A 17067-nucleotide genomic window follows, 5' to 3' on the forward strand; every position below is an offset into this window, starting at 1 on the left:
GCGCCGTTCGTCAGCCGGGCAGGCCGGCGACCAGCTCGTCGAAGACCGCGGCCGCCGTGCGTCCGCGCGACAGGGGCGCCGATTGCCCGAGCCACAGCGACTGCAGCTCGCCCATCCCGCGCTGACCGGCGATCGCCCGGAAGCGCCCGGTCAGCCAGTTCTGGGCCGGAAAGGGAGCGACGGCTCCGGATGCCTCGATCTCGCGCACCACGCGATTGGTGGCCCCGCGCGACAGCCGTCCGCTCATCGCGCGGGTGAGCACGCTCTCGTCAGCAGCGGTCGAGCGGATCGCCGCGCGGTGCGCGTCGTTCGCCGCGGACTCGGCGGTGGCGAGGAAGGCGGTGCCGACCTGCACGCCCGACGCTCCGAGCGCGAATGCCGCCGCGACGCCGCGACGGTCGGCGATGCCGCCGGCGGCGATGACGGGCACGCGCACGGCATCCGCCACCTGCGGCACGAGTGAGACCAGTCCGACCAGCGACTCCTCCGCGGACTTCAGGAACGACACCCGGTGTCCGGCCGCCTCGGCGCCGGTGGCGACGATGGCGTCGACGCCTGCGGCCTCGAGGGCGCGGGCTTCGGCGACCGTCGTGGCGGTGCCGATGACGCGGATGCCGCGGCTGTGCGCCTCGTCGATGAGCACGCTCGACGGTGCGCCGAAGACGACGCTCAGCGCGGCCGGGCACGCCTGCCAGATCGCGTCAAGCTGCTCGTCGAGGCTGGGGAGGTATCGCTCGGGGCGCGCGGGCGGCGCGATGCCGACCTCATCGAAGAAGTCGCTCAGGGCGGCGGCATATCCGTCGTGCTCGGCGCCGGGCACGACCTCGTCGCCCGTCGGAAGCCAGATGTTCAGCGCGAACGGCGCCGAGGTGGCGGCGCGCAGCGCTGCGGCGGTCTCGGTGATGCGGGCGCCGTCGTACCCGTAGAGACCGTACGAGCCGAGACCGCCCGCGTCGCTCACCGCGGCGGTCAGCGCCACCGATGACAGTCCCCCGAACGGCGCGAGGACGACGGGATGACGGATGCCCAGGAGTTCACGCAGATCGCTCATGTTTCGAGGCTACGCTTCCGTCGGTCCCGTGTTTCAGCGCGCTTCGGCACGGTTCACAGCGGCGGGCGTCCGGGGATCGGCGACGGCTTCTGCGCCCGGTTCGACGCGTTCGCGACCGCCAGATCGAGCGCCTCGAACAGCTGCTTGAAGCCGCGGAACCGCGTGGTGCGCGGGCACGGCGTGCGCAGCCACAGCACGTCGAGAACGCCCGTCGGCGAGCGGTCGACGTAGGCGATCAGGCAGTCCGCGTCGGCGTGACGTCGTGCCGGGTCGCAGATTCGCCAGCTGTTGCGGCCGAGCGGCGTGAGCTCCCAGTCCCCGTGCGGGGTGCCTGGTATGGGGTCGTCGAGCATGACAGTCACAGCGCCTTACCTCCTGTCACCGCGAGCACCGTGCCCGAGGTGTACGAAGACTCGGCTGCGGCGAGGTACACGTACGCACCGGCGAGCTCGGCCGGCTGGCCGGCCCTGCCCAGCGGGGTGTCGCTGCCGAACTGCTCGACCTTCGTGTCGTCCCAGCCGGTGGCCGGAATGAGCGGGGTCCAGATGGGCCCCGGTGCGACGGCGTTCACGCGGATCCCGCGCTCCCCCGCCTCTGCTGCGAGCGCCTTCACGAAAGCCACCTGCGCGGCCTTCGTCATGGCGTAGTCGATGAGTCCAGGCGACGGGTCGTACGCCTGGATCGAGGAGGTCACGATGATGCTCGCACCGTCCTCGAGGTGCGGATACGCCGCCCGCGCGGTGAACAGCGTGCCGAGGATGTTCGTGTCGAACACGCGACGCATCTCATCGGTCTTCAGCGATCCGAAGTCGTCGATGTCGTGCTGGTACGCCGCGTTGAGCACCACGATGTCGAGTCCGCCCAGCGTCTCGCGAGCGCGGGCGACGGCCTCCTCGGCGAACGACTCTTCGCGCAGGTCACCGGCGATGCTCACACCCTGGCGTCCGGCCTCGGTGATCAGCGCGACCGTGTCATCGGCATCCTTCTGCTCCTCCGGCAGATGCACGATCGCGACGTCCGCGCCCTCGCGGGCGAACGCGATGGCGACCGCCCTGCCGATGCCGGAGTCGCCCCCGGTGATGAGCGCGCGACGCCCGGCGAGCCGATCGTGACCCTGGTACGACGACTCGCCGTGATCGGGCTTTGGCCCGGTCTCCTCCGTCAGGCCCGGCTGGGTCTGCTGCTGAGGGGGGAACTTCTCATCGTGGTGCTGGTGGCGAGGATCTGGGGTGTTGTCGCTCATCGTGCGCCTCTCTGAAGTTGGATGGGGAGTGCCGGCACCTGTGCCAGTCTGCTCACCCTCCCTCAGCGGGCGTGGTCCGGCCAGGGGGTTGACAGTTCGAGAAGCCCGGCGCACGCGCGAGGCCGGACTGCCGGGATGCTGTCAAGGGGCGTGCCTCGAGCATCTGCATCACGCAGGCTGAACGTCCACGACGAAAGGACTGCATGATGAGCAGCGACTCCCTGAACCCGGAAGACGACTCCACCACCGAGGTCCCGGCCGCAGACGCCGCGGTCGCGGGGCGGCCGGATCTGCAGCCCGACTCCCAGGGCGACGACCCTCTCGACGCCGAACTGGGTGAGGACGGCCAGGGTGACCTGGCGGAGGGCGACGAACAGCTCCACTCGGGCGACGCGCCGACCGACCTGCGCACAGAAGCCCCCTCCGGCGATGTGCACGAGGGCACGACGCACTGACGAGAACCGCCTCAGGCGGCAACCATCGTCAGCGGAGCGGCTCGGTGGCCGCGGGCCTCGCGCCGACAGGCTCGAGGTTCGCGGTCACCGACACGATGAGGGTGTGCGGACGGCAGGCGCGATCACAGCCGCTCCCTCAGCAGCGGCAGCAGCTCGCGTTCGCAGCGGTCGAGGAATCTGCGCTGATCGCGCCCGACCTGATGCAGGAACACCCGGTCGTACCCGACCGCGGCGGCAGCGATCCGGTCGGCGACGTCTGCGGCGTCCGATCCGACCACCACGGCTGCCCGCAGCTTCTCGTCGGTGGGATCGGCGTGCGCCTCGAACTCGTCGGGGCTGCTCAGCTCCCACATCAGCTGAGGCGCCACCGTCGCCTGCGCCCATTGCTCCCGCGCAGCGGACAATGCCCGATCGTCGGTCTCCTCGAGGCTGATGTGGATCTGCAGCAGCGCGTCGCCCCGGCCGCCGGCATCCCGATACGCCGTTCGCGTCTGCGCCGTCGCCCGCGGATCGGCACCGACGGTGATCAGTCCGTCCGCCCATGGCGCGACCATGGCCGCCGTTCGGACGCTGATGCCCGCAGCCAGCAAAGGCGGCGGCGTCTCGGGCAGCGACCAGAGCTTCGCCTCATGCACTCGCACGGGGCCGTGCTCGTCGACTCGCTCGCCGGCCAGCAGGCGCCGCATCACGTCGGCGACGGCGAGCAGCCGCTCGTCGCGCTGCTCTTTCGGCGGCCATTCATCGCCGGTGATGTGCTCGTTGAGCGCTTCTCCGCTGCCGAGCGCCGCCCAGGCGCGCCCCGGGAACATGTCGGCAAGCGTCGCAAGCGCCTGAGCGATGATGACCGGATGGTAACGCTGCCCCGGAGCGGTGACCACGCCGATCGGGAAGCGCGTGAGCGCCAGGGCCGCCCCCAACCACGACCAGGCATGACCGGACTGCCCCTGTGCCGTCAGCCATGGGGCGAGATGGTCGGAGCACATCGCCTCGTCGAACCCGACCCGCTCGGCATGCGCGATGTCTTCGAGGAGGCTGCTCGGGGCGTGCTGCTCGTGGGAGGCGTGGAACCCGATGCGCGTCATGGTCTGCGGTCCTCTCGTCGGAGGACAGCAGACTAGGCAGGTCGCGGATGCTCGGGCACGGGGTTGACCCCGCCACCGGCGCCGTGCGAATGCCTCGTGTCAGCCCTCGAGGCCGGCGTTCGGGTCGTCCGGCGGCTCGGGCACCATGTGCAGGCCGGTCGGGGTGTTGGCCGTGTAGGCGAGCGCCTCGATCCACGCCCTGTTGATCGCGGGCTGGCGGCTGCCGAAGTACTTGAACACCAGCGAGCTGCTGGGCTGCACCCACACGGTCGTGCGCCCGCCGCCGACGCTGGCGTCTTCGCGCCAGCTGAACGGGAACGGCTCGCCGCGGCGCAGCTTCGCCGTGATCACGAGCTGCAGGTGGGTCAGGGCACGGTCCTCGATCTCGGTCTTGACCGAGCCTTCATAAACGAACTTTCCCAAGGAAGTGCACCTCTCAACCGTTCCGAACTGCTCTGGCGTCCGCCGAACGCCTGGGGATAGCTTAGTCAGATGGGCATGCTCTTCTACGGCGCCAGTCCGGATCCCATCGAGATAGAGGATCGTGCGCTCGCTCACCTCAAAGTCGTGATCGCCACGAAGCTGCGACGCAACGAGTCCTTCACCCTGTCCTGGCAGCACCCGCACGTGAACCCGACCGGCCGTTCGACCATCTGGCTGCACCCGTCGATCCCGCTGCGGTTCGTCTTCGACGAGCCGGTGACTCCTCAGCTCAGCGCGGAGTGGATAGCAGCACTGGCCAACTCCGCCAGCACCAGCGGCGGGCTGTGTCTGCTGCCCGAGGATCTCGAGGACTGAGGAGCCTGCTCGGATCGTCACTCCGACTCCTGCGCCGCGATGGTGTGCTCCAGCCCTGTCATCTGACGGGGTTGACGAGCAGGCGGCGGGCTGTCAACCCCATTACCCCCGCAGGTCCGGCTGTCTAGCGTCGGATGCACGTGATCGAGACAGGTGAATGCGAAGCGGAGAGGACGGGACGATGACCCGCACGCGAGACATCATGACACCGAACGCACAGTGCATCGGCGAGAACGATGCACTCTCGATCGCGGCAGAGCGGATGCTCGAGCTGGACGTCGGCGCCCTTCCGATCTGCGGAGAGGACGGGCGGCTGAAGGGCATGCTCACCGACCGGGACATCGTCGTGAAGGCGATAGCGACGGGACTGGATCCGGAGACGACGAACGCCGGACGCCTTGCGACCGGGGTGCCCGTCATGGTCTCGCCCGACGATGACATCGATCGTGCGCTCGCGCTGATGCGCGAGCATCGGATCCGCCGCATCCCGGTGCTGGAGGACCACCGTCTGGTCGGCATGATCAGCCAAGCCGACGTCGCCCGCCATCTCACGCCGTCGACCACCGGCGAGACGGTGGGAGTCATCTCGCGCTGACGCTGCGCGCCGGCATCCGCACCGCTCGAACTCAACGACCACCCCCACAGAGGAGGCCCCCATGACCGATCAGACCACCGGTTCGACGCCCGCGCACAGCGCACCCGATGTCGACGACCAGCTCGAGCAGCTCGCGACGGCGGACGGTGAGCAGCCCACCACCACCCATGCCGAGTGGGGTGCCGGCGAACCGCACCTGCGCATCACGAGTCCGGACGGCGATCGCAGTCGTCTGGAGCTGACCGAAGAGCGCACCACGATCGGGTCGGGCGCGGAATGCGCGCTCGTCATCGCCGGCGCCGACCCGGTTCACGCGACGATCATTCACGACGAGCGCGACGAGTACGTGCTGACCCTGCACGGCGACGGGCTGATGAACGCCAATCCAGCCGACGGTGTGGCTGGAGACCGCAGCGAGATCCTCCGCACGGGTGCGCGATTCACCGTCGCGGACTGGATCCTCGTCTTCGGCCGCGAGGAGTTCGCCGACCACGGTCGTCCGTTCGGCGGCCGCGAGGGCGGCGAACTCGACGACCAGCCGCCGCAGCCGGCCCGTCCCGACTACGCCGGCGCCGAGGACGACGGACAGCACGGCGATCTCGAGGTCAAGGACGGCTGAAGCCCCGGAGGGTGCGAAGGGCGAGGGGACGACGATCCCCTCGCCCTTCTCATGTGCGCGTCCGGGGCGAGTGGTAGCGTCGGCCGGGAAGGAGGGGCGATGATCGACGCGATCGGGATGCTGCTGCGAACGCTGCTCGCAGCACTCGGCGCTGTTCCCCTCCCCGAAGGGCTGACGGCCGGCGGGATGCTCGGCATCGCCGCGATCCTCGTGGCCGCCACCGTGCTCGCGGTCGCGCTCGCGCTGCTCACGCCGAGGTTCGGCGTCCGACCGACATCGCACCCGCGACGCGCCATCGCCGCGTCCGTGCTGCTCGCGCAGAGCGATCCGGATGCCGACGGTCATCCGCGTCCGCGAGCGCCGGGGGTCGTGCCCGCCACCTGATCCGTCCTCGCCTTCGAGGAGTGGATCGCGTGGCCTCCGGCCGACATCCACCCCCTCTGCGAACGGACGTTCATGGACATCTTCGCCCTTCCTCCGCTGACCCTTCTTCTCGACGCCGCATACTCCGCGCTGCTCTCGCTCTCGACCGCTCTGGAACCCGTCGGTGGTTCCGCCTCGGCCGCGCTGGCGGTGATCCTGGTCACCGTCGGGGTGCGCGCCGCCCTCATCCCCGTCGGCGTCTCCCAGGCCAGAGCCGAGCAGATGCGCGCTCGCCTCGCTCCCCGTCTGCGCTCTCTGCATCAACGTCACGGCCGCGACCGCGACCGACTGCAGCGCGAGACGATGGCTCTGTACCGCGACGAGCAGGCGTCGCCGCTGGCCGGATGCCTGCCGCTGGTCGTGCAGGCGGCGGTCGTCGGGGTGCTGTACACCCTGTTCCTGCGCCCCGAGATCGCCGGGCAACCGAACGATCTGCTCGCGCACGACCTGCTCGGAGCCCCTCTCGGCAGCTCGCTGGTCGCGGCGGCCGGAGCGGGCCTGGATGCGCGGACGGCCATCGTGTGGGCGGTGGTGCTGACGGTGATCGTGATCGTGGCCGACATCACCCGCCGGGTCTTCCGGCCGCAGGTGCCGACCGAGGGGCCGCTGGCAAGTCCAGCCATGCTCGGCATGATGAACGCGATGCACTACCTCACCGCGGTCTTCGCGGTCTTCGTGCCGCTCGCCGCGGCCCTGTACCTCGTCGTCACCGTGACCTGGACGCTCGCACAGCGGTGGCTGCTGCGACGAAGATACCCGCTGCCCGTCGCGTGACGGACAGCCCGCGCCTCTCGTCGGCGCGGCCGGTTAGGCTCGTCCCCATGCCCGCTGTCTCCGCCGCCCACACGCATGCCGCCGATCTCGCCGACTTCGTCGCCGCCTCGCCGTCGAGCTACCACGCCGCCGAAGAGGTCGCCCGACGACTAGAGGAGGCCGGATTCACGCGACTCGACGAGACCGCGGAATGGCCGACTCAGGCCGGCGGACGCTTCGTCGTCGTTCGCGACGGCGCAGCGATCGCGTGGGCCGTGCCAGCGGATGCCGTGCCCACGACGCCCGTGAACGTGCTCGGCGCGCACACCGACTCCCCCGGCTTCAAGCTCAAGCCGAAGCCGACCACCGGGTCGCGCGGATGGCTGCAGGCCGCGGTCGAGGTGTACGGCGGACCGCTGCTGAACTCGTGGCTCGACCGCGAGCTGCGCCTCGCCGGGCGCCTCGCACTCGCCGACGGTGGCGTCGTGCTGGCCGCGACCGGCCCACTGCTTCGCCTGCCGCAGCTCGCGATCCACCTCGACCGCGGCGTGAACGACGGTCTCGCGCTCGACAAGCAGACCGGCACGCAGCCGGTGTGGGGCCTCGGCGACGCCGAATCGGCCGACATCCTCGCCGAGCTCGCGGCCTCCGCGGGTGTCGATGCGGCCGACATCCGCGGGTTCGACGCCGTCGTCGCGGATGCCGCGCGGGGTGCCGTCTTCGGCAAGGACGGCGCGTTCTTCGCGTCGGGCCGCCTGGACGACCTCGCCTCGGTGCACGCGGGAGTGGTCGCGCTGATCGAAGCGACGTCCGCGTCGACCGACCCCTGGCCGCAGAGTGTGATCCCCGTGCTCGCCGCCTTCGACCACGAGGAGCTCGGCTCGCAGTCGCGCTCGGGCGCTGCGGGCCCCTTCCTCGAGGACGTGCTCATGCGCATGTACGCCTCGCTCGGGGCGGATGCCACCGAGCAGCGTCGCGCGTTCGCCGCGTCGTGGCATCTGTCGAGCGATGTCGGCCATTCCGTGCACCCGAACTACGCGCACCGGCATGACCCGATCGTGCAGCCGGTGCTCGGCTCGGGCCCGATCCTGAAGATCAACGCGAACCAGCGCTACGCCACAGACGCGGTGGGCGCCGCCGCGTGGGCGGCATGGTGCGAGACGGCCGGCGTGCACTCGCAGGAGTTCGTGTCGAACAACGCCGTTCCCTGCGGATCGACGATCGGCCCGATCACGGCGACCCGGCTCGGCATCAGGACGATCGATGTGGGCATCCCGATCCTGTCGATGCACTCCGCCCGCGAGCTCGCCGGCGTGAGCGACCTCTACGACCTGTCGCGCGTGGCGCGCGCGTTCTTCGCCGGCTGAGGCCGAAGAACGCCGCCGGCGTTCAGAGAAGCTCCCCGATCAGCTTCTCGATGCGCGAGCGGATCTCGTCGCGGATCGGACGCACCGCGTCGATACCCTGACCGGCCGGGTCGTCGAGCTTCCAGTCCTCGTAGCGCTTGCCGGGGAAGAACGGGCAGGCGTCGCCGCAGCCCATCGTGATCACGACGTCAGACGCCTGCACGGCCTCTGTCGTGAGCACTTTGGGCTGCTCGCCCGTGATGTCGATCCCGAGTTCTCCCATCGCCTCGACGGCGATCGGATTGATCTGATCCGCCGGCATGGATCCGGCGGAGCGCACCTCTATGCGATCGCCGGCGATGTCGCGCAGGAACCCCGCGGCCATCTGCGACCGCCCCGCGTTGTGCACGCAGACGAAGAGGACGGAGGGCTTGGTCGAGCTGTCTGGCATAGGAGCTCCTGTGAGCGGTCGCGGGTTGCGGGTTGCGGATTGCGGATTGCGGATTGCGGATTGCGGGGCCAGCCTACGTGACCGTCGCCGCAGACCCACCGGGACGGCAGGCCCGCGGCGACGCATCGACAGAGCTCGTCAGCAGCACCCCGCGACGCAGGTTCCGTCATCGAGGATCTCGCAGCAGTCGTCCATCTCGCACCTCCATTCATCGATGCTCATCAATGTGTGTGTGACGATGGTCGCGCAGATATTGACGTTCGTCAATATGTAGATCACAATCGATTCGTGCCCACCTCAGAGCTGATCCCGCTGCGCGACCTCCGCTCCTGCTGCGCGCCGCTCACCCGCGTGCCGATCTCGGTCGAGAACGCAGAATCACTGGCCTCCTCGCTCAAGGCTCTCGCCGACCCCGCCCGCCTCCGCCTGATCTCGATGATCGCCGCCCACGCCGACGGCGAGGCGTGCGTGTGCGATCTGACCGAGCCTCTCGGCCTGAGTCAGCCGACGGTCTCCCACCATCTCCGGGTGCTCGTCTCGGCGGGATTCCTCGAGCGCGAGAAGCGGGGCACCTGGGCGTACTTCCGGCTCGCCGACGGAGCCATCGACGCCGTCACGCAGCTGCTCGGCCGCTGAACCCCGCGCTTCCCCCCGAGACGGCGGCAGCGGTGCCAGGATGAGGGCATGACCGACATCACGTCGCCCGCGCTGATCGAGCGAGCGGGCATCGAGATCATCCCCGAGTCGCAGCGCACCGCGAAGCCCCGCGATCTGTTCTGGCCCTGGTTCGCCGCCAACGTCTCGGTGTTCGGGATGTCGTACGGGTCGTTCGTGCTCGGCTTCGGCATCTCGTTCTCGCAGGCGACGCTCGTTTCGATCGTCGGCATCGTGGTCTCGTTCCTGCTGTGCGGGCTCATCGCGATCGCCGGCAAGCGGGGCTCGGCGCCCACTATGGTGCTCTCGCGCGCCGCCTTCGGGGTGCACGGGCAGAAGGTGCCCGGCATCGTCTCGTGGCTCACCTCGATCGGCTGGGAGACGTTCCTGGCGATCATGGCGGTGCTCGCCACGGCCACCGTCATCACCCAGCTGGGCGGCCCGGGTGACAGCGTCGCCCTGAAGATCATCGCCACCGTCGTCGTCGCGGCGCTCATCGTCGCCGCCTCGGTGCTCGGGTACCACACCATCATGAAGATGCAGTCGGTGCTCACCTGGATCACCGGCGCCGTCACGATCCTCTACGTGATCCTCGCGAGCAGCCGGATTGACATGGGCGCGGTCCTGTCGATCCCCGATGGGAGCATCGGTGCGGTCATCGGCGCGCTGGTGATGGTCATGACCGGGTTCGGACTGGGCTGGATCAACATCGCCGCCGACTGGTCCCGGTACCAGAAGCGCACCGCCTCAGACGGCGCGATCGTCTTCTGGAACACCTTCGGCGGCGCGATCGCCCCGGTGATCCTGGTCGTCTTCGGGCTGCTGCTCGGCGGCTCCGACCCGCAGCTGATGGACGCCGTCGGCGCCGATCCGATCGGCGCACTCGCCGGCATCCTGCCGATCTGGGTTCTCGTGCCGTTCCTGCTGACCGCCGTGCTCGCCCTCGTCTCGGGGGCGGTGCTCGGCATCTACTCGTCGGGCCTCACGCTGATCAGCCTCGGCATCCGCATCCCCCGCCCGGCGGCCGCCGGGATCGACGGCATCATCCTCACCCTCGGCACGATCTACGTGGTGTTCTTCGCCGCCGACTTCCTGGGTCCGTTCCAGTCGTTCCTCATCACGCTGGGCGTGCCGCTGGCCTCGTGGGCGGGCATCCTGATCGCGGACATCCTGCGGCGCCGTCGCGACTACGACGAGGCGGCACTGTTCGATCCGAACGGCCGATACGGTGCCTGGGACTGGACCTCGATCGTCACGATGGCCGTCGCCTCGATCATCGGCTGGGGCTTCGTGGTCAACCTGTTCGCCGACGACGCGGCGTGGAACAACTGGCAGGGCTACCTCCTTCCCCTCATCGGCGGCAAGGACGGCGACTGGGCCTACGCGAACCTCGGGGTCTTCTTCGCCCTGGTTCTCTCGTTCGCCATCACGTGGTTCGCCCGCGCGGCGCGGATCCGTCGGCAGGAGCAGGCATGACGGACGGCTGGCTGATCGTCATCGATCCGCAGAACATCTTCGCCTCGCCCGACTCCGAGTGGCGGTCGCCGTTCTTCGAGGAGGCGATGCACAACATCGCCCGGCTCGCCGATCGATTCGGCGAGCGGGTGCTGGTGACCAGATGGATGCCGACCGCCGATCGCTCCACGTCGTGGGGCGACTACTTCGCGACGTGGCCCTTCGCCGACCAGCCTCCCACCGACCCCCTGTTCGACCTCGTCCCCACGGCGCGCGGTCTCTCACCGCTGCCGACGCTCGACCTGCCGACCTTCGGCAAGTGGGGCGGCGAGCTCGAGACGATCGTCGGGCGCGGCGCGCACGTCGTGCTCGCCGGCGTCTCGACCGACTGCTGTGTGCTCTCGACGGCTCTGGCAGGGGCGGACGCCGGCGCGCGCCTCACTGTGGCGACCGACGCGTGCGCCGGATCGACGGCAGGGAACCACGCCGCAGCACTGCACGTGATGAGCCTGTATCCGCCGCAGATCACGCTCGCGACGACAGCCGAGATCCTCGGCTGACCAGTCAGGGCCGCCAGGTGTGTACCGGCTCGCCGGAGTGCATCCGCTGCAGGTAGTCGTCGAGCATGCCGTGCAGCGCCTGTGGTCGCGATTCGCCCGCCGCCTCCCTGGCGGCGACGTTCGCCCGCTGCCAGGTGGCGCCGTTGCGCCCGGTGACGCAGCGCTGCTCGATGATGCCCAGATAGCGCTCGCGCGCCTCCGTCGAGACGTCGTAGGCCTCCAGCCCCTCCGCGGCGAGCGGCAGCAGGCGGCGAAGCACCAGCTCCCGCGGCCCGACCCAGCCGAGCTCTGGCCAGTACAGCTGCGACTCGATACCGTGCCGCGCCGCAGCGTGCAGGTTCTCGTGGGCGGCGTCGAAGGTCATCTGGCTCCACAGCGGACGCTCGCTGTGCGCGAGCGAATGCAGCAGCCCGTAGTAGAACGCGGTGTCGGCCATGGCATCCGCCATCGACGGCGAGGCGGGCAGCACCCGGTTCTCGAGCCGCAGGTGGCAGCCGCCGTCCTGCGTGTCGTAGATCGGGCGGTTCCAGCGGTAGACGGTTCCGTTGTGCATCCGCAGCTCGCTGAGATCGGGGGCGGTGCCCGATCTCAGCGTCTCGAGCGGATCCTGGTCGCTGCTCTCCGGCAGCAGCGCGGGGAAGTAGCGCGAGTTCTCCTCGAAGAGGTCGAAGATCGACGTGATCCAGCGCTCCCCGAACCACACGCGCGGACGCACGCCCTGGTTCTTCAGCTCCTGCGAGCGCGTGTCGGTGGCCTGCTCGAACATGGGGATGCGCGTCTCGTGCCACAGCGCACGGCCGGCGAAGAAGGGCGAGTTGGCAGCGAGCGCCACCTGCACGCCGGCGATCGCCTGCGCTGCGTTCCAGTGCGCGGCGAACCCCTCGGGCTTCACCTGCAGGTGAAGCTGCATCGAGGTGCACGCGGCCTCGGGCACGATGGTGTCGCAGATGATGTCGAGGTCTTCCGGTTCGGCGGTGTCGGTGAGAGGAACCCCCTCCAGTCGCAGCTCGATGTCTTCGCCGCGCGCCGCGAGGATCTGCTGCCCGAGCATCTTGTAGCGCGGCTCTCTCGACAGCCAGCGCTCGGTGAAGTGCGTCTCGTCGAGAGTGGGCAGCATGCCGACCATCGCGAGGTCGCTGCCCGCACCGTGGGCGCGGTCATCGGCCGCGGCGAACGCCGAGCTCAGCACCTTCTCGAGCTCGACGAGGCTGTCGTCGCCCAGCGGGCGCGGTGCCACGTTGATCTCGACGTTGAATCGCCCGAGCTCGGTCTGAAAGGCCGGATTGGCGATGGCATCCAGCACCTGCTCGTTGGTCATCGCGGGGTTGCGGTCACCGTCGACGAGGTTCAGCTCGATCTCCAGACCCAGCTGCGGCTGAGACGCCTCCTCGAACCAGCCGTCGCCGAGCATGAGCTCAAGCGCCTCCAGTCCGCGCTGCACCTGTTCGCGGAATCGTGCCCGATCCTGCCGTGTGAACCGCTGTGAGCTGATGCTGTCTCCCATGCTGGGAAGAATATCCGCTGCGATTCGATCGCCTCCCCTGGGTGGGCACCCCTTGTCGATCGAGGCGGCGGCATGCTAGCGACGGCGGTTTCATCATTGTGACGGCCGCCACGAAACTGATACCGTTCCGGGATGGCCCCCGCCGACAATGAACGCACGCTCGAAGACGGCATCGTCACCGACCTCGAAGACCGGATGACGTACGGCTCGTATCTCGATCTGGATCGGCTGCTGAGTGCGCAGCATCCGGTCTCGCAGCCCGAGCATCACGACGAGATGCTGTTCATCATCCAGCACCAGACCACCGAGCTGTGGCTCAAGCTCGTGCAGCACGAGCTGGGCACCGCCCGCGATCGTCTCGCTGACGACGACCTGCGCTCTGCGCTCAAGCACATCGCCCGGGTGAAACACATCCAGGAGGTGCTGACCCAGCAGTGGTCGGTGCTGGCAACGCTCACCCCCACCGAGTACGCGCAGTTCCGCGGCGACCTCGGCAACTCGTCCGGGTTCCAGTCCGTGCAGTACCGTGCGGTCGAGTTCGCACTCGGCAACAAGAACGAGCGGATGCTCAGCGTGTTCCGCGACCACCCCGGGAACCTGGCGATGCTCACCGCCGAGTGGGAGCGTCCCACGCTGTACGACGAGTTCCTGCGATACGCGTCCCGACGCGGCCTGCCGATCCCGGCCGAGGTGCTCGAGCGCGACGTGCGCCAGCCCTACCGAGAGCATCCCGAGCTCGTCGCCGCGATCCGCGAGATCTACGAGAACCCGCACGAGCACTGGGACCTCTACGAGGCGTGCGAAGAGCTCGTCGACGTGGAGGACAACTTCCAGTTCTGGCGCTTCCGGCATCTGCGCACCGTGACCCGCACGATCGGCATGAAGGTCGGCACGGGCGGCTCGAGCGGCGTGAGCTTTCTGCAGCGCGCGCTCGATCTCACCTTCTTCCCCGAGCTGTACAGCGTGCGCACCGAGATCGGCCGCTGAATGCGGGCGGTCACCTTCTTCGACGGCGAGGGGACGCGCGAGGGCACCCTCAGCTCCCAGACCCCTGGCTCTCTCCCCTCCTGGGTCCCTGAGCTTGTCGAAGGGCCGCCGCCGGCTGGAACTCCACGCCTCGACGGCGTGATCACGGGCCTGTTCACCGATCACCACGTGCATCTGCAGCTCGTCGACCACTCGCTGCTGCCGGAGTCGCGGCTTGGCCGCGTGATCGATCTGGGCGCGGATCCGGCCTGGGTCGCCGAGATGTCGCGTTGCGACTCCGCAGATCCGCAGCGGAATGATGACGAGACCGGCGTTCTCGGTTCCGACAGCGCTGCTTCTCCGGAGTTGCGACGCCCGGTAGTCGCGTACGCCGGGCCTTTCCTTACGGCACCGGGCGGGTACCCGTCGGATCGTGCGTGGGCTTCGCCGGGTTCGGTGCGGGAGATCCCGGACGCCGAGCACGCCGCGCGCGCGGTCGATGAGCTCGCCGCTGCCGGTGTCTCGGTCATCAAGATCGTCGCCAACAGCGACGCCGGCCCCGTGCTCGACGATGATTCGTTCCGAGCGGTGGTGCACCAGGCGGCCGTGCACCACCTGCCCGTCGTCGCCCACGCCGAAGGAGCAGGCCAGGCGCAGCGCGTGGTGCGTCTCGGCGCCACCCGCCTCGCGCACGCGCCGTTCAGCGAGCGGCTGAGCGATGCCGAGATCGCCCGGCAGGCGGCATCCGCATCGTGGATCTCCACCCTGGCGATCCACGACGGCGACACGCTCACCCTCGCGATCGACAACGTGCGTCGCTTCATCGCCGCGGGAGGCGAGATCCTGTACGGCACAGACATGGGCAACGGCGACACTCCGGTCGACCTCCGCGAGACGGAGATCGATGCGCTGCGCGCTGCCGGCGTCGACAGGCTCGAGCTGCTGGCATCCCTTTCCCCCGCCGACCCGCTCGCGGGCGGCTCCCTGCTGCTTCTGCCCGGCGGCGACCCGATCCGGGCGCGCCGCCTTCACCACACCGACATCGACACCGACATCACGGAGCCGTGACATGACCGATATCACCGACGACCTGCTCGCCGAGGCCCGCAAGCTCGACCAGGCGGATCCGCTCGCCCATCACCTCGCCGAGTTCGCCGACGCCCCCGGCGTCATCGCCTACCTCGACGGGAACTCGCTGGGTCGCCCGCTGCGCGATCTGCCCGAGAAGGCCGCCGCGTTCATCCGCGATGACTGGGGCACGCGCCTCATCCGCTCCTGGGATGAGCAGTGGATGCAGCTGCCGATGCACCTCGGCGATCGCATCGGCGCCATCACCCTCGGTGCCGCGCCGGGGCAGACCGTCGTCGCTGATTCCACCAGCGTGCTGCTGTACAAGCTCATGCGCGCCGGCGTCGCCGCGCGCCCCGGTCGCGACGAGATCGTCATCGAGGCCGGCAACTTCCCCACCGACCGCTTCATCGCCGCGGGCGTCGCGAACGAGACAGGCACGACGCTGCGCTGGGTGGAACCGGATCCGATCCTCGGGGTGACGGCCGAGCAGGTGGCCTCGGTCGTCTCCGAGCGCACCGCGCTCGTCGTGCTCAGCCACGTCGACTACCGCTCCGGCTCACTGGCGGCGATGCCGGAGATCACCGAGGTGGTGAAGAGCGCCGGCGCGCTGATGCTGTGGGATCTGTGCCACTCGGCGGGTGTGGTGCCCATGAAACTCGACGAGTGGGAGGTCGACATGGCCGTCGGGTGCACCTACAAGTACCTGAACGGCGGCCCGGGCTCGCCGGCATTCGGCTATCTGCGCGCCGAGCACCACGGCAAGGTCCTGCAGCCGATCCACGGCTGGTGGGGCGCCGCCGACATCTTCGCGATGGGGCCGGAGTACGCCCCGGTGTCTGGCATCCGACAGCTGCTCAGCGGCACCCCGCCGGTGCTGTCGATGCTCGCGATGCAGGGCATGCTCGACCTGATCGAGCTCGAGGGCGTCACCGCCCTCCGAGCGAAGTCGATCACGCTCACCGAGTTCGCGATCCGCGCCTACGACGCGCTGCTCGCGCCGCTGGGCGTTCGACTGCTGTCGCCGCGCGAGGCGTCGCACCGCGGCGGGCACGTGACGATCGGCCACGACTCGTTCCAGGAGGTCACGCGGCAGCTGTGGACCGAGGGCGTCATCCCGGACTTCCGCTTCCCCGACGGCATCCGCCTCGGCCTGTCGCCGCTGAGCACCTCGCATGAAGAGACGCTGCGCGGGGTGATCGCCGTGCGCGACGCCCTGCAGTCATGACCGCCCGTCCGAGCGCGGGCCTCGTGCTCGACGACATCGACGCGCGTCCCGGCAGCACCACCTCGCTGCTGCGCACCCTGATCGGCCTGTATCTGCGCCCGCTCGGCGGGCGCATCACCCCGGCGGCGCTCGTGCGGCTGGCCGGCGACCTCGGGATACCGGCGGCGCGGGCGCGCACGGCGATCACACGGCTCAAGCAGCGAGGTCTGCTGGTGGCGGCGCCCGACGGCGACTATGTGCTGAACCCCGCCGCGCTGCCGATGCTCGAGCGCGGCGACCGGCGCATCTTCGCGGTGCGGACGATGACCGAGGCCGATGAGTGGATGCTCGTCTCGGCGACCGTCCCCGAGACCCGCCGCGACCTCAGGCACCAGCTGCGCCGCCGGCTGCAGTTCGTCGGCGCGGGTGCGGTCTCGGCAGGGCTGTGGATCCTGCCCGGGCACCTGGCGGAGGAGGTCGAGCAGCTGCTGGCCGAGCTGGATGCCCGCGCCTTCACCACGCTGTTCCGCACGACCGACCCGAAACCCGCCGACCCGCTTCCGGCCGCAGCGGCACGGTGGTGGGATCTCGCCGCGCTACGCGCGGAGCACGAGCGGTTCCAGGCGTCCCTCGGCGACCTCGATGAGACTCAGCCGTTCGACGCCTATGTGCGGCTCATCGACAGCTGGCGGGTGCTGCCGTACATCGATCCGGGGCTGCCCAGGTCACTGCTGCCCGACGACTGGCCCGGCGAGCGCAGCGTGCAGGAGTTCGCTCGCATGTCGTCCGAGCTCGCGCCCCGCGCACTCGCCCATGCGCGCGGCGCCGTCCGGTGAA

Annotated in this window: 21 protein-coding genes; 14 read left to right on the forward strand and 7 right to left on the reverse strand. The window is 69.7% G+C overall.

The genetic code is table 11. The annotated features are described in order from the left end of the window. Positions 1 to 10: 10 nt before the first annotated feature. Genes V2S05_RS07705 through V2S05_RS07715 form a run of 3 tightly spaced genes read right to left on the reverse strand, consistent with a single transcriptional unit; the run spans position 11 to position 2294 of the window. Positions 11 to 1051 carry an NAD(P)H-dependent flavin oxidoreductase gene (locus V2S05_RS07705; RefSeq protein WP_413634609.1) on the reverse strand — a complete coding sequence of 347 codons (1041 nt, stop codon included), beginning with the start codon at positions 1049 to 1051 and terminating at the stop codon, positions 11 to 13. A gap of 53 nt (positions 1052 to 1104) precedes the next feature. Then, positions 1105 to 1413 (reverse strand): hypothetical protein, encoded by a 309-nt coding sequence (locus V2S05_RS07710; protein ID WP_271639459.1) that lies wholly within the window; start codon positions 1411 to 1413, stop codon positions 1105 to 1107. Next, positions 1410 to 2294, reverse strand: coding sequence for an SDR family oxidoreductase (locus tag V2S05_RS07715; protein ID WP_413634610.1), 885 nt, complete (start codon positions 2292 to 2294; stop codon positions 1410 to 1412). The genes V2S05_RS07710 and V2S05_RS07715 overlap by 4 nt, the downstream gene beginning before the upstream one ends. Positions 2295 to 2500: 206 nt before the next feature. Between V2S05_RS07715 and V2S05_RS07720 the strand changes: the two genes are divergently transcribed. Next, positions 2501 to 2749: a hypothetical protein gene (locus V2S05_RS07720; RefSeq protein WP_413634611.1), complete on the forward strand. Its 249-nt coding sequence runs from the start codon at positions 2501 to 2503 to the stop codon at positions 2747 to 2749. Positions 2750 to 2871: 122 nt separating this feature from the next. Here the strand turns inward: V2S05_RS07720 and V2S05_RS07725 are convergent, their stop codons facing one another. Next, on the reverse strand, positions 2872 to 3831 hold the full coding sequence (locus tag V2S05_RS07725; RefSeq protein ID WP_413634612.1) for a TIGR03885 family FMN-dependent LLM class oxidoreductase: 960 nt from the start codon (positions 3829 to 3831) through the stop codon (positions 2872 to 2874). A gap of 99 nt (positions 3832 to 3930) precedes the next feature. Beyond that, positions 3931 to 4254 (reverse strand): ATP-dependent DNA ligase, encoded by a 324-nt coding sequence (locus tag V2S05_RS07730; RefSeq protein WP_101188419.1) that lies wholly within the window; start codon positions 4252 to 4254, stop codon positions 3931 to 3933. 69 nt (positions 4255 to 4323) lie between these two features. On the opposite strand from V2S05_RS07730, the gene V2S05_RS07735 reads away from it, so the two are divergent. The 6 genes from V2S05_RS07735 (at position 4324) to V2S05_RS07760 (ending at position 8386) form a co-directional block, all read left to right on the forward strand. After that, positions 4324 to 4629 (forward strand): hypothetical protein, encoded by a 306-nt coding sequence (locus tag V2S05_RS07735; protein WP_413634613.1) that lies wholly within the window; start codon positions 4324 to 4326, stop codon positions 4627 to 4629. 181 nt (positions 4630 to 4810) lie between these two features. After that, on the forward strand, positions 4811 to 5224 hold the full coding sequence (locus tag V2S05_RS07740) for a CBS domain-containing protein (protein WP_271639455.1): 414 nt from the start codon (positions 4811 to 4813) through the stop codon (positions 5222 to 5224). Positions 5225 to 5285: 61 nt separating this feature from the next. Then, positions 5286 to 5843: an FHA domain-containing protein gene (locus V2S05_RS07745; RefSeq protein ID WP_413634614.1), complete on the forward strand. Its 558-nt coding sequence runs from the start codon at positions 5286 to 5288 to the stop codon at positions 5841 to 5843. 99 nt (positions 5844 to 5942) lie between these two features. Further along, a complete protein-coding gene (locus tag V2S05_RS07750) occupies positions 5943 to 6227 on the forward strand; it encodes a DUF6412 domain-containing protein (protein ID WP_413634615.1) in 285 nt (94 codons plus the stop codon). A gap of 72 nt (positions 6228 to 6299) precedes the next feature. Then, a complete protein-coding gene (locus V2S05_RS07755; RefSeq protein ID WP_413634616.1) occupies positions 6300 to 7040 on the forward strand; it encodes a YidC/Oxa1 family membrane protein insertase in 741 nt (246 codons plus the stop codon). A 47-nt stretch (positions 7041 to 7087) separates the two neighbouring features. Then, positions 7088 to 8386 carry a M18 family aminopeptidase gene (locus V2S05_RS07760; RefSeq protein ID WP_413634617.1) on the forward strand — a complete coding sequence of 433 codons (1299 nt, stop codon included), beginning with the start codon at positions 7088 to 7090 and terminating at the stop codon, positions 8384 to 8386. Positions 8387 to 8408: 22 nt separating this feature from the next. Here the strand turns inward: V2S05_RS07760 and V2S05_RS07765 are convergent, their stop codons facing one another. After that, entirely contained in the window at positions 8409 to 8816 is a 408-nt protein-coding gene (locus V2S05_RS07765; RefSeq protein ID WP_271639450.1) for an arsenate reductase ArsC, read from the reverse strand. 288 nt (positions 8817 to 9104) lie between these two features. On the opposite strand from V2S05_RS07765, the gene V2S05_RS07770 reads away from it, so the two are divergent. From V2S05_RS07770 to V2S05_RS07780, 3 genes are read left to right on the forward strand one after another with little or no spacing between them, the layout of a single operon-like run. After that, positions 9105 to 9452, forward strand: coding sequence for an ArsR/SmtB family transcription factor (locus V2S05_RS07770; protein ID WP_099195296.1), 348 nt, complete (start codon positions 9105 to 9107; stop codon positions 9450 to 9452). A 48-nt stretch (positions 9453 to 9500) separates the two neighbouring features. Then, positions 9501 to 10946 carry a purine-cytosine permease family protein gene (locus V2S05_RS07775; protein WP_413634618.1) on the forward strand — a complete coding sequence of 482 codons (1446 nt, stop codon included), beginning with the start codon at positions 9501 to 9503 and terminating at the stop codon, positions 10944 to 10946. Then, positions 10943 to 11485, forward strand: a complete 543-nt coding sequence (locus V2S05_RS07780) for a cysteine hydrolase family protein (RefSeq protein WP_413634619.1) — start codon at positions 10943 to 10945, stop codon at positions 11483 to 11485. The genes V2S05_RS07775 and V2S05_RS07780 overlap by 4 nt, the downstream gene beginning before the upstream one ends. A 4-nt stretch (positions 11486 to 11489) precedes the next feature. On the opposite strand, the gene V2S05_RS07785 is transcribed toward V2S05_RS07780, so the two are convergent. Beyond that, positions 11490 to 12989, reverse strand: a complete 1500-nt coding sequence (locus V2S05_RS07785) for a glutamate-cysteine ligase family protein (protein ID WP_413634620.1) — start codon at positions 12987 to 12989, stop codon at positions 11490 to 11492. A gap of 132 nt (positions 12990 to 13121) precedes the next feature. Between V2S05_RS07785 and kynA the strand changes: the two genes are divergently transcribed. The 4 genes from kynA (at position 13122) to V2S05_RS07805 (ending at position 17066) form a co-directional block, all read left to right on the forward strand. After that, the gene (kynA, locus tag V2S05_RS07790) at positions 13122 to 13976 is read left to right on the forward strand and encodes a tryptophan 2,3-dioxygenase (protein WP_413634621.1); all 855 of its coding nucleotides are present in this window, start codon (positions 13122 to 13124) and stop codon (positions 13974 to 13976) included. A 138-nt stretch (positions 13977 to 14114) separates the two neighbouring features. Further along, positions 14115 to 15023, forward strand: coding sequence for a hydrolase (locus V2S05_RS07795; protein ID WP_413634622.1), 909 nt, complete (start codon positions 14115 to 14117; stop codon positions 15021 to 15023). A 1-nt stretch (position 15024) separates the two neighbouring features. Next, positions 15025 to 16251 (forward strand): kynureninase, encoded by a 1227-nt coding sequence (locus V2S05_RS07800; protein WP_413634623.1) that lies wholly within the window; start codon positions 15025 to 15027, stop codon positions 16249 to 16251. Next, a complete protein-coding gene (locus V2S05_RS07805) occupies positions 16248 to 17066 on the forward strand; it encodes a PaaX family transcriptional regulator C-terminal domain-containing protein (protein WP_413634624.1) in 819 nt (272 codons plus the stop codon). The genes V2S05_RS07800 and V2S05_RS07805 overlap by 4 nt, the downstream gene beginning before the upstream one ends. The last annotated feature ends 1 nt before the right edge of the window (position 17067 follow it).

This window comes from Microbacterium sp. OR16 (assembly GCF_047306725.1).
Lineage (GTDB): Bacteria > Actinomycetota > Actinomycetes > Actinomycetales > Microbacteriaceae > Microbacterium.